The following is an 11,904-nucleotide window of genomic DNA, read 5'->3' as shown; positions in this document are numbered from 1 at the left end:
TCAATGCGCGTGCATCGGCGCCGCCGTGGGCACCAGGCTCGGCAGCCAGGCCGGATCCATCATCACCAACAGGCCAAGCAGCATCAGCACGGCTCCGATGGGCCTGACGATACGCTTGCCGTGGCGCGCAACCTTCTCGACGAGCATCAGCGCGGCAAGAGGAGCCATCCAGGCCAGGTTGGCGATGCCCACCACGAACATCACCAACATCAGCGCCCAGCAGCAGCCAAGACAGAACAGACCATGGCGCACCCCCAGGGCAAAGCCACCGGCCATGCCCTGCCGATAGTGGTTGAGCAGGAAGGCACGCGGCTGACGGCACTTGTCCAGGCAGCGCTCCTTGAGTGAGGAGAACTGGAAGCCGCCGGCGAGGATCAGCACGGCACCGGCCAACCACGCTGGCAACAGCCAGTGCCAGTACAGCATGGCCTGAGTCAGCAGCGCATCGCCGAGCAGCGCCGCGATGCCGAACAGGGTCCACACCGCCAGGTAGCCACCCAGGAATCCGATCCGGGCCAGCCCCGGATGACGCTGACCTGCGGAGGCACGATTGAAGAGGCCAACCATGGGTAGCGTCGACGGCAGCATCATGGCAGCGATATGCACCTGCCAGGCCACCAGGAAGAGGGCCAGGCTGGCCCAGACGGCGACGTCGTCGACCAGCAGCCGATGATGATGGACCCAAGACACCTGGCCGGTCAGCTCGGCCGCGATGGCCAGCAACCAGGCAAGGCCGATCACCACCATCAGGACGGGAGCGCCCCGCCAGGCGGAGCCCCCCGTCACTACGACCACGTTCACGGCTGATGCTCCATCTTCCAGGCGGTCTGGATGGCGTTGCGCCCGTTGAAGGACCAGCTCATGTCGTATTGCGGCAGGTCGACCCGGTAGCGCCGCGACTTGCCGAGATAGGCCGGGGCCCCTTTCACCGTGGTGAAGGCGCTGTCATGCAGCGTCGCCGTGGTGCCATCCGGAGAGGACTGGATCGGTGCGAACTCCGCCTCAAGCATGCCCTGGGCCTGTAAGCGCCCCTCTGCCTGCTGCGCCTCGTGCACGATGGGGACCCGCTCGACGGCCACCAGCTCACCCACCAGGCTGGCCAGGTCGGCCAGCGGCCCCCCAAGCTTGCCACCAAAGGCATCCAGCAGGGCTTCGTACTGCGCGTCGCTGGCCTCGCTATCGATCAGCAGGACCGAACGCCACTCCCCGGCCAGGGCGTTGCCGGGAATATGGGCGACATTCACCAGGGTCAGGCCGGAGACGTCTACGCCGCGGGCCTCTCCATGCTCCAGGTTGAAGGCGATGACCCCGAAGCATTCGTTGCCATCCGGGTCCTCGCCGATAAAACAGGGGCAGGAAACGGCACAGGAGCAGATCTCCAGCATGGTGCCTTCCAGGCGATAGCCCGGCTCCGTTGCGATATTCATCTTCCACCTCCGTTAGCGTCAGGATGGGTTGTCCCTGCGTCGCGGCATGAACGACATCGATGCCGCCCGCGCGCCATGGGACTCTCGCTCCACAGGCCGCCTTCGGCGGCCACATCCCTGGCAACCCGGCTGTGTCGGTCAGCGTCAGCCTCGGGTCGCCGCCAAGAAATAGAAATCCAGCATCTGGTCCAGGGGGGTCGGGTCGCGCCACAGCCGACTTCGCAACGCCGCCCCCTCCCAGCAGTTGAGCAGCAGGTTGGCCAGTTCCCTGGGGTCGGAATCCAGTGGAATGTCACCCCGCTGGCGCGCTTCCTCCAGGCAGGCGGAGAGGCGCTGTGTCAGCTCGCCGAAGCAGCCCTCGATCTTCTCCGCAAAGGTCGGGTTGATGCCGGACAGCTCCTGGCCCAGCCCACCCAGCATGCAGCCCAGGTAGCCGTCGCGACGGTATTTCTCCCGCGACAGCTCGAAAAAGCGTCGCGCTCGGTCCAGCGGCGGCAGCGACTGGTCGCCCAGCGCGGCATCGAGCCCCTGGTGCACCTCGTCCATGTAGCGGTCGATCACCTGCAAGGCAAAATCCTCCTTGCTGCGGAAGTAGTGATAGAAAGAGCCCTTCGGCGTTCCGGTGGCCTGCAGCAACGCCTGGATACCCAGGTCGTTGTAGCCGTGCTGAAGCAGCATCTCGAGTCCCGCATCGAGCAGACGTTCGCGTGTCGTATGTGCCATCCAAACCTCACTAGACTGACCGGTCTATTCTTAACATAGGCCAAGAAATGCCCTCGTCAAGGAGCGCCCTTTCCGAAGGCATTCGACTTTAGGATTATGATGAAGAGGTGGATGGTGGAGTCTGGCTCGTTACAGCGTTCTGGCGGTATGCCAGGCGATCATGCGCTCCTCGTCGGTGGGAATCACCCACAGGCCCACCCGGCTGTTCACCGCCGCGATGTCGGTGGCATCGGCCTGATTGGAAGCCGGATCGAGGGCTGCCCCCAGCCATTGGCAACCTTCCACCACCGCAGCACGTACCGGGGCGGCCCGTTCGCCGATCCCGGCGGTGAACACCAGGTGGTCGAGCCCACCGAGGGCGGCGGCGAGGCTGCCGATCTCGCTGACGATACGGTAGACGAACAGCTCGATAGCCTCGGCGGCGGCTGGTGCATCGCTCTGCAACAGTTCCCGCATGTCGCCGCTGATGCCGGAGACACCCAGCAGGCCGGACTCCTTGTAGAGCAGCCGCTCGACGGCTTCCGGCGACATGCCCTCCTGCCTGATCAGGTGCAGTACCAGACCCGGGTCCAGGCTGCCGCTGCGGGTACCCATCATCAGCCCTTCCACGGCGGTGAAACCCATGGTGGAGGCGATACTCTTGCCGCCGCGGATGGCGCAGAGGCTGGCGCCATTGCCCAGGTGCGCGACGATCACCCTACCCGCCTTTGCTTCGCCGCCATGCGTCGGCTGTATCCGGTCGTTCAGCGTACGGTTGATGTAGTCGTAGGAGAGCCCATGGAAGCCGTAGCGGATCACCCCGGCGTCGCGATACCGCCGCGGCAAGGGAAAGGTCCGAGCCACGCTGGGCTGTTCGGCATGAAAGGCGGTGTCGAAGCAGGCCACCTGGGGCAGGTCGGGCCGAAGTGCCGCCAGGGCACGAATCGGCGCCAGGCCGTAGGGCTGGTGCAGGGGGGCCAGCGGCACCAGGGCCTCGAGAGCATCCAGCGCGTCGGCATCGAGGCGAATTGGTTCGACGTGGTCGCGGCCGCCATGCACGATGCGATGCCCCACCGCGCCGATATTGCCAAGATCCGGGTGCGCCTCGATCCAGGCCAACAGCTTGGACAGCGCCCCATCGTGGTCGAGATCGGCCGGCACCTCACTCAGTGCAGGGCCGGCCAAGCCAGGGTCCAGCGAGCGGCCCTCCCCATCCTTGAGGCTCAGCCGGGCCTGGCTGCCGAGCCCGGCAAAGTGGCCGCGATAGCGCAACTGCAGGTCCTTCGGTTCGCCCCCCGGCGAGGCGCCGAACAGGGCGAACTTGATGCTGGAGGAGCCACTGTTGATGACCAGAATCTCGCGCATCAAACACGCTCCCGCTTCTGGTGCTCGGCCACCAGCAGCGCCAGGGCGCAGGAGGCCATGCGAGTGATGGCGTCGTCGGCGCGGCTGGTGAGCACGATGGGCACCCGCGCTCCCACCACCAGGCCGGCGCCGGTGGCATCGGCCAGGTAGGTCAGCTGCTTCATCAGCATGTTGGCCGACTCCAGGTCGGGCGCCACCAGGATATCCGCCCGACCCGCCACCGGCGAGACGATCCCCTTGGCGGCGGCCGCAGCCTCGGAAACGGCATTGTCGAAGGCCAGCGGACCGTCGATCGTGCCGCCACGTATCTGCCCCCGCTCGGCCATCTTGCACAGCGCCGCGGCCTCGAGGGTCGAGGCGATCTTGGGATTGACGGTTTCCACCGCCGAGAGGATCGCCACATTGGGGTTGGCGTTACCCAGGGCGTGGGCCAGGTCGATGGCGTTCTGCACGATATCCATCTTGTTGGCCAGCGTAGGGTAGATATTGATCGCGGCATCGGTGATGAACAGTGGCCGCGGATAGGTCGGCACGTCGAAGGCCATCACATGGCTCAAGCAGCGCTCGGTCCGCAGCCCCGTGTCGCGCTTGACCACCTCGTGCAGCAGTTCCTCGGTATGCAGCGCTCCCTTCATGAGCGCCCCTACCCTGCCGGAACGGGTCATGGCGACCGCTTCGGCGGCTGCCGCATGACTGTGGGGGACGTCGACCAGCTCGAACTCGGCGATGTCGATGCCGGCCGCTTCGGCGGCGGCACGGACCTTTCTCTCGGGCCCCACCAGCACCGGCCGGATCAGCCCTTGGCGAGCCGATTCGGCGGCGCCCAGGATCGAGACCTCATCCACCGGATGCACCACCGCCATATCGACCGGCTCGGGGTGCTCCGCCGCCGCCAGCATCTCATGCAGTCGCGCCCGCTCGGCCATGCGAATCCGCGGCAACACGGTGCGAGTGCGACGAATCTTCTCGGTGGGCGCCTGTACCTCTGCCTCGCCTTCGATCACCGTATCGCCATTCTGGTTGGTGCAGAGACAGTCGAAGACGATACGCTTGCGCTGCTCATCCTTGCTGCGCGCCCGGACACTGACCCGGAGCACGTCGCCGAGCCTGACAGGCTTGAGAAAGCGCAGGGTCTGGCCCAGGTAGATCGTGCCTGGCCCCGGCAGCTCGGTGCCGAGCACGGTGGAGATCAAGGCTCCACCCCACATGCCGTGGGCGACCACTTCCTGAAACCGGGTGCTCTTGGCGAAGTCGTCGTCGAGGTGGGCCGGGTTGATATCCCCCGACATGACGGCAAACAGCTTGATGTCATCCAGCGTGAGCCGTTTCTCGATCGAGGCACTGTCGCCTGCCTGGATCTCGTCGAACGTCCGATTCTCGATCTGGTCACTGCTGTCCATTGGCCCATCATCCTCCGTAAGTCCCGTCAGCCCAGCATACTGCGACGCAACAAAGGCTGTCAGTGTTTATCCATCAATACCTGATCGGTATCAAGGGTGTCATGGTCGGCTTGCGCGGGGCCGCGACCGGCCAACTATAGTGAGACAGGTACGCAAACCATGGGGGAGCGCTACATGCATCAGTATCTCAACGACCCCACTCTCGCCGTACCCGTGTTTCCCGGCAGCCATATCGTCATCGACGGCGACTACATCTTCCTCTCGGGACTGACGGTCACCGATATTCAGGGGGGCGAATCCGTGGTCGGCGACATTGCCGAAGAGACCCGCTGGGTCATGCGCCGCCTGGCACGCATGCTGGAGTTCGCCGGTGCGAGCCTGGTCGACACCGTACGGGTGGACGTGCACCTGACCAACCTGGATACGATACATACCATGGACGCGGCCTATGCCGAGTTCTTCGACGACCACCGCTACCCGGCCCGGACCTGCACCGAGTCACCACGGCTCAGCGGTTCCTCGAACGTGGAGATCACCCTCGTCGCCCGCCGGCCTGCAGCTGCGAATGCCAATGCCGGCACCGAGGCATGACGCAAACGTCACCGCTTACCCATCTCGACAAACGCAGGGCGGTGTACCATACTGGCCTCGAATTACGAATGCGAGTCATGATCATTAGCGATTTTATTAACCTTCCATGGCGAGCCTCTACGCCAAATGCCGGGCAAAGCCCATGCTGCCTTCGGCATTGCGCGCTCGCCTCTCACAGAGTGATGAATCCCAGAACATGGACAGTTACCTTCCGAAGGTTTTCTGCTGCACGGCGCTGGCTTTCAGCTGCGTCATGGCACAAGCCGAAGAAATCACGATTACCGATATTGCCGGCCGTCAGGTCACCGTGGACGTTCCCGTGGAGCGCGCCATCCTCGGCGAGGGGAGACAGATCTATCTGCTCGGCGCACTGCAGCCGAATACCCCCTTTGCCAGCGTAGTAGGTTGGCGCGACGATTTCTCACAAGCCGACCCGGACAGTTACGCGCGCTACGCCGCCGAGTTTCCGGAGCTCGAGGCATTGCCCACGTTCGGTGGCTTCAAGGACGGCACCTTCGATGTGGAACTCGCCGCCTCTCTCCAGCCGGATGTCGTGCTGATGAACCTCGAGGCCCGGGCAGCCACCGAGGATGCCGCCTATGACGACAAGCTGGCGGAGCTCGGCATTCCCGTGGTCTACGTGGACTTCCGCGAGGACCCGCTGGAGAACACCACCCCTTCCATGCGCCTCCTCGGTCAACTGCTGGGCAAGGAAGAAGCCGCCGAAGCTTTCATCGAATTCTCCGAGAGCCAGATGGCCAGGGTCACTCGGGTCATAGAAGCCGAGGTCGAGGACCACGAGCGACCCCGCGTATTCGTCGACCGTGCCGGTGGCTACTCGGAGGAGTGCTGCATGAGTTTCGGCCCCGGCAATTTTGGCGAGTACGTCGAGATCGCCGGCGGTAGCAACATCGCAAGGGATATCATTCCTGCCACTTTCGGTACGCTGAGCCCCGAACAGATCATCACTGCCAATCCCGAACAGGTGGTCGTCACCGGTGGCAACTGGGATGCCTATGTACCCAATGGCGCCTGGGTCGGCGTCGGGCCGGGAGCCGACCTGGACCGCGCCCGAGCGAAGCTCGAGGCGCTGACCGGGCGCACGGCCATGACCGGTATCGAAGCCGTCGAGACGGGCAACTTCCACGCCATCTGGCATCAGTTCTACAACAATCCCTACTATTTCGTCGCCATCCAGCAGTTGGCCAAGTGGTTCCACCCGGTGCTGTTCACCGACCTTGACCCCGAAGCAACGATGCAGGAGTTGCATGAGCGCTTCCTGCCCGTGGCCTATGAGCCCGGTTATTGGGTGACACTCGATGAACGGTGAGCTGGCTCAGCACACCGCCAAGGCCGAGGGGCGCAGCTATTACAGCACCCTCGTACTACGGCGTCAGCTCATCCTGTTGGCGCTATTGCTTGGGCTGGCGCTGAGCTTCTGTGTCGACCTGGCGCTGGGCCCTGCCCGCTTCAGCCTCGGTGAGGTCGTGGCCGCGCTGGCGACACCGGATGCCGTGAGCCAGCAGGCCCGGGTCATCCTGTGGGAGATACGCATGCCGGTGGCGCTGATGGCGCTGGTCGTCGGCGCCAGCCTGTCGATTGCCGGCGCCCAGATGCAGACCATCCTCAGCAACCCCTTGGCCAGCCCCTTCACCCTGGGCATCTCGGCGGGCGCCAGTTTCGGTGCAGCCCTGGCACTGGCCTTTGGCGTGGTGATCATCCCGGCGGCGGTGGAATACGTGGTACCGATCAATGCCTTCATCATGGCCATGGTGACCGCGTTGCTCATCCATGCGATGAGCCTGCGGCGCGGCGTCACGATCGAGACCATCGTGCTGCTGGGCATTGCCATGGTGTTCATCTTCAATTCGCTGATGGCGCTGATCCAGTTCTTTTCCAGCCAGCAGGCCGTGGCGGCGGTGGTCTTCTGGACCATGGGCAGCCTGACCAAGGCCACCTGGCCCAAGTTCTGGATTTCGTTCGGCGTCCTCGTTGCGGTGCTGCCACTGCTGGCCCGTCACGGCTGGGCACTGACCGCCATGCGCCTGGGTGACACCAAGGCCGAGAGCATGGGGGTGAACCCGCGCGCACTGCGCCTGGAGGTAATGGTGCTGGTCTCACTGCTGGCCGCCATTGCCGTGGCCTTCGTCGGCACCATCGGTTTCATCGGCCTGGTCGGGCCGCATATCGCGCGCATGCTGGTGGGCGAGGATCAGCGCTTCTTTCTTCCCGGCTCGGCGCTGTGTGGCGCCCTGATACTCTCCATCGGCTCCGTACTGTCGAAGGTCATCCTGCCCGGCACCATCATCCCCATCGGGATCATTACCTCGCTGGTGGGCATCCCCTTCTTCCTGTTCCTCATCCTCAACCACAAGAAGACCTCATGGTAACGCTCCAACTCGATCGCCTGTCGGCCAGCTATGGCCGCCGCCAGATCCTGGCGGAAGTCACCACACCCCGCTTCGAAGGTGGTCAGGTGGTGGCACTGCTGGGGCCCAACGCCGCCGGTAAATCCACCCTCTTTCGGCGCATCTTCGGCCTGCTCAAGGGCGGTGGAGAGGTGCGGATCAGCGGCGCCACCTCGAAGCGGCCCGTGGCCTACATGCCTCAAGACAGCGGCGTGAATGCCGTGCTGACGGTCTATGAATCGGTGCTGCTGGCGCGGATGCAGGGTCGCAGCCTGAAGGTGCAGGAGGAAGACCTGGCACGGGTCGAACGCGCCCTGGAAGCGCTGGACATCATCAACCTTGGCAAACGGCATATCGGCGATATCAGCGGCGGCCAGCGACAGCTGGTGAGCGCTGCCCAGGCACTGGTACAGGAGCCCGAGATCCTGCTGCTCGACGAACCCACCTCGGCGCTGGACCTCAACCGCCAGATTGGCCTGCTGACCATCCTGCGGCGGCTTGCCCGAGAGCGTGGGATGCTGATCCTGGTGGCGCTTCACGACCTGGGGCACGCCCTGCGCTTCACCGACCAAGCGATGGTGCTCGAGAACGGCCGCATGATCGCCTGCGGACCGACGGCCGAGGTGGTCACACCCGAGCTGCTACGCCGCGTCTATCGCGTCGCTGCACGCATCGAACCCTGCTCCAGGGGCCAACCACAGCTTATCGTCGAAGCGGACGTTTGAGGCCAGGTTGAGGGACCGAGCGGGTCTTCTATAGCGTTCCCCCGGGCTCGATTCGATAGTTCAGATCGATGATACGCTCCTCCATGGCCTCTCCCTGAATGCGTTGCAGCAATTCAGTGGCGGCCCTGCGTCCGATAGCCTGGCGTGGGGTGATGACACTGGCCAGCCGGGGTGACATCACCTGCCCCACGTCGTGGCCATGGAAGCCGGCGATGGCCATCTGCTCCGGCACCCGAATGCCGCGGCGCAGGCATTCGAAATAGGCGCCGACGGCCACGTCGTCATTGGTACAGAAGAGCGCATCGGTCCGTGGATACTGGTCGAGCACCTCGCCGAGCAGCGCCGCCCCCACGCTATATGACGAGCGCTGGCTCCGCTGCAGGGTGATGGGTTGCAGGCCATGCTCCTCCACTGCCTGACGGTAGCCCTGCTCACGCTGTCGGGTCCGCTCGTCCAGCCGCACGGCAAGGTAGACGATATGTCGCCGACCACGTCGCACCATCTCGCTGACCATGTCATAGCCGGCCCGAACGTTGTCGAAGCCCACCGCCTGGTGCAGCGGCGGTGTCAGCGAATCCATGATCTCCACGATGGGTATGCCGGCGGTCTCCAGCATGCGGCAGGTACGGGTGGTATGCAGGCTGTCGGAGAGGATCACCCCGTCGACATTGTAGGAGAGCAGCGATGCCAGGCTGCGCTCCTCGAGCTCCTGACTGTAGCCGTAGTGGGAAAGCATCAGATGGTAGCCGAGGGGCTCGGTGACCTCCTCGATGCCCACCAGCACATCGGCAAACACCTGGTTGGTCAACGACGGCACCAGCACGCCAATGGAGTGGCTCGTCGCCCGGGAGAGCAGGTCGGGAGCACGATTGGGGATATAGCCGACCTGCTCCGCCGCGGCGAAGATGCGCTCGCACAGCCCTTCCGAGACGGTGGTCGGGTCGCGCAGGGCGCGGCTGACGGTCATCTTCGTGGCGCCGACTCGGTCGGCGATATCCTGAAGTGTTGGGCGTTTTTTCTTCACGGCGTCCCGGCCTGCTGGTGAGAATCCTGAGCAAGGGGTCGGCTCAGGGCCGAATACCTTAAACCATTCATGCCCCGACAGCATTGCCCGGCCTGGCGTCACGGCATTTCATGCTGCCTCAGCCAGAGCGCGAACTCACCGGCAATCGTCTCCGGCGGCAGCGAGATGTCCAACCCCAGAGCCTCGTCATCATCGGGCGGCTCCAGGTCGGCCAGCTGGCTATCCAGCATGCTGTCGCCCTTGAAGAAGTGGCCCCGCCGCGTAGACAGACGCTCAAGCAGCAGATCGCGGCCACCCCGCAGGTAGAGAATGGCCAGCGCCGGGTCCCCCTGGCGCAACATGTCCCGATATCGGGCCTTCAGCGCGGAACAAGCGATCACCACCGATTCGTCACGCCGTCGATGCTCGTCCAACAGGCCGGCCAGGGTATCGAGCCACACCTGACGATCGGCATCGGTGAGGGGCACGCCACGGCCCATCTTGTCGATGTTCCCGGGCGAGTGATAGCCGTCACCGTCGATGAAATCGACCCCCAGACTCTCGGCCAGCAGTCGCCCGATGTGCGACTTGCCAGAGCCGGAGACACCCATGACCAGGATGCGATACGAAGTTGCCATCACGGAAGCCTCCCGGTCAGTTGCCGCGCACGGCGGTGATGTCGGGCAGCCAGGTGACGATGCCGGGGAAGGCGATCAGGATCACCAGCACCACCAGCAGCGCCGCGTAATACGGCAGCATGGCCTTGACCAGCGACTCCATCGAGACCTTGCCCACCCCGCAGCCCACATAGAGGCAGGTGCCCACCGGCGGCGTCAGCAGCCCGATGCCGAGGATGAAGGCCATCAGCACCCCGAAGTAGGCCGGATCGACGCCCACCGTGGTGACGATCGGCGTCAGCATCGGCGCCATGATCACCATGGCCGGGGTCAGGTCCATCACGAAGCCCACCAGCAGCAGCAGCGCGGCCACGATCATCAGCAGCCAGAACGGGTCCTGGGTGATCGCCTGCACCTGGCGCACCAGGGTCTGGGGCACCATGTTGATGGTCAGGAACCAGGCGATCACCGTGGCGAAGGCCAGCAGCAGCAGGACCATGCCGGTCAGGCGAGCGGTGCGGATCAGCATGCCCCACAGGGCGCGCGGGTGGAACTCGCGATAGAAGACCAGCGAGATGAACAGCGAGTAGAGCAGCGCGGCTACCGCCGCCTCGGTGGCGGTGAACACCCCGCCGATGATGCCGCCGATCACGATCACCGGAAGCACCAGGGCCAGCCAGGCGGCCTTGAAGGCCTGCCACAGCAGGTCGAGGCGGAACTTGCGGGTCTTCCCGGCGTGTTCCAGGGTCGCCATGATGAAGGTGGTGACCATCAGCCCGAAGCCGATCAGCAGGCCCGGCACGATGCCGGCGATGAACAGACGGCTGATCGAGGTCTCGGTGACGATGCCGAACAGGATCAGCGGAATCGAGGGGGGGATGATGATGCCGATGACGGAGGAGACCGTGTTGATCGCCGTGGCATGCGGGGCGGAGTAACCCTGCTGCTTCATCGAGGGGATCATCATCGAGCCGGTGGCGGCGGTGTCCGCCACCGCCGAGCCGCTGATGCCGCCGAAGAACATCGAGCCGGTGATCGCCACCTGGCCCAGGCCGCCGCGCACGAAACCGACCAGCGCACCGGCCAGCTCCATCAGCCGCCGGGCGATGCCGCCGGCGCTCATCACTTCACCCACCAGGATGAAGAAGGGAATCGCCAGCAGCGGGAAGTTGTTGACCCCGCGCACCGACTGCTCGATCAGGATCGACAGGGGAATGTCGGACATCACCGCCAGCACCACCGCGGCCACGCCGAGGCCGAAGGCGATCGGCAGGCCCAGGGCGATGGAGGCGAACAGGATGCCAAGAAAGATCCACAGCATGGGCTACGCCTCCTGGCCGGTGCGAATGAGGGTGATACTGCGCCAGGCGCGCCAGATGGCCACGGCGCCGATAAAGGTCGCGCAGAGCACCAGCGAGACATTGATCAGGTTCCAGGGCACGCCGAGGATGGCGGTACGCCCGGTGGAACGGGAGATCACGACGTAGCCGCCCCAGATCAGCACGCCCATCAGGCCGGTGATGATCAGGTGCTGGATCAGGTAGAGCACATGGGCGGCGCGGGGCTTGAGGCGGCGCACCAGGAAGTCCACGGCGATGTGTTCATAGCGGGCGAAGGCCGCCGCGGCGCCGATGAAGATCAGCCAGATGAACAGCATGCGGGCCAG

General features: G+C 64.8%; 13 protein-coding genes. 4 read left to right on the top strand and 9 right to left on the bottom strand.

The features are described 5' to 3' along the window. The 5 genes from LY622_RS15205 to LY622_RS15185 all read right to left on the bottom strand — a co-directional run bounded on the left by LY622_RS15205 (position 1) and on the right by LY622_RS15185 (position 4,894). Positions 1–801 (bottom strand): DUF2182 domain-containing protein, encoded by an 801-nt coding sequence (locus LY622_RS15205; protein ID WP_234291680.1) that lies wholly within the window; start codon positions 799–801, stop codon positions 1–3. After that, the gene (locus LY622_RS15200) at positions 798–1,427 is read right to left on the bottom strand and encodes a DUF1326 domain-containing protein (RefSeq protein ID WP_234291679.1); all 630 of its coding nucleotides are present in this window, start codon (positions 1,425–1,427) and stop codon (positions 798–800) included. The genes LY622_RS15205 and LY622_RS15200 overlap by 4 nt, the downstream gene beginning before the upstream one ends. A gap of 144 nt (positions 1,428–1,571) precedes the next feature. Next, positions 1,572–2,150 carry a TetR/AcrR family transcriptional regulator gene (locus LY622_RS15195; protein ID WP_234291678.1) on the bottom strand — a complete coding sequence of 193 codons (579 nt, stop codon included), beginning with the start codon at positions 2,148–2,150 and terminating at the stop codon, positions 1,572–1,574. Between the two features lie 129 nt (positions 2,151–2,279). After that, on the bottom strand, positions 2,280–3,494 hold the full coding sequence (locus LY622_RS15190; RefSeq protein ID WP_234291677.1) for an acetate/propionate family kinase: 1,215 nt from the start codon (positions 3,492–3,494) through the stop codon (positions 2,280–2,282). After that, the gene (locus LY622_RS15185) at positions 3,494–4,894 is read right to left on the bottom strand and encodes a bifunctional enoyl-CoA hydratase/phosphate acetyltransferase (protein ID WP_234291676.1); all 1,401 of its coding nucleotides are present in this window, start codon (positions 4,892–4,894) and stop codon (positions 3,494–3,496) included. Before LY622_RS15185 ends, LY622_RS15190 begins: the two co-directional genes overlap by 1 nt. A gap of 174 nt (positions 4,895–5,068) precedes the next feature. Here LY622_RS15185 and LY622_RS15180 point away from each other — a divergent pair, with 174 nt between their 5' ends. The 4 genes from LY622_RS15180 (at position 5,069) to LY622_RS15165 (ending at position 8,618) form a co-directional block, all read left to right on the top strand. Beyond that, entirely contained in the window at positions 5,069–5,485 is a 417-nt protein-coding gene (locus LY622_RS15180) for a RidA family protein (RefSeq protein WP_234291675.1), read from the top strand. Positions 5,486–5,738: 253 nt separating this feature from the next. Continuing rightward, positions 5,739–6,815, top strand: a complete 1,077-nt coding sequence (locus LY622_RS15175) for an ABC transporter substrate-binding protein (protein ID WP_234291674.1) — start codon at positions 5,739–5,741, stop codon at positions 6,813–6,815. Then, on the top strand, positions 6,805–7,875 hold the full coding sequence (locus LY622_RS15170) for a FecCD family ABC transporter permease (RefSeq protein WP_234291673.1): 1,071 nt from the start codon (positions 6,805–6,807) through the stop codon (positions 7,873–7,875). Before LY622_RS15175 ends, LY622_RS15170 begins: the two co-directional genes overlap by 11 nt. Beyond that, positions 7,869–8,618 (top strand): ABC transporter ATP-binding protein, encoded by a 750-nt coding sequence (locus tag LY622_RS15165; protein ID WP_234291672.1) that lies wholly within the window; start codon positions 7,869–7,871, stop codon positions 8,616–8,618. Before LY622_RS15170 ends, LY622_RS15165 begins: the two co-directional genes overlap by 7 nt. 28 nt (positions 8,619–8,646) lie before the next feature. Here the strand turns inward: LY622_RS15165 and gntR are convergent, their stop codons facing one another. From gntR to LY622_RS15145, 4 genes are all read right to left on the bottom strand, one after another. Beyond that, a complete protein-coding gene (gene gntR, locus LY622_RS15160; RefSeq protein ID WP_234291671.1) occupies positions 8,647–9,642 on the bottom strand; it encodes a gluconate operon transcriptional repressor GntR in 996 nt (331 codons plus the stop codon). A 98-nt stretch (positions 9,643–9,740) separates the two neighbouring features. Next, positions 9,741–10,262 carry a gluconokinase gene (locus LY622_RS15155; RefSeq protein ID WP_234291670.1) on the bottom strand — a complete coding sequence of 174 codons (522 nt, stop codon included), beginning with the start codon at positions 10,260–10,262 and terminating at the stop codon, positions 9,741–9,743. Between the two features lie 13 nt (positions 10,263–10,275). Further along, the gene (locus LY622_RS15150; RefSeq protein ID WP_234290517.1) at positions 10,276–11,559 is read right to left on the bottom strand and encodes a TRAP transporter large permease; all 1,284 of its coding nucleotides are present in this window, start codon (positions 11,557–11,559) and stop codon (positions 10,276–10,278) included. Positions 11,560–11,562: 3 nt separating this feature from the next. Continuing rightward, positions 11,563–11,904, bottom strand: a 342-nt coding sequence (locus tag LY622_RS15145; RefSeq protein WP_234291669.1) for a TRAP transporter small permease, incomplete at its 5' end; no start/stop codon positions are given.

This window comes from Halomonas alkalisoli (assembly GCF_021412585.1).
Lineage (GTDB): Bacteria > Pseudomonadota > Gammaproteobacteria > Pseudomonadales > Halomonadaceae > Halomonas > Halomonas alkalisoli.
This window is presented reverse-complemented; position numbering and strand designations above follow the sequence as displayed.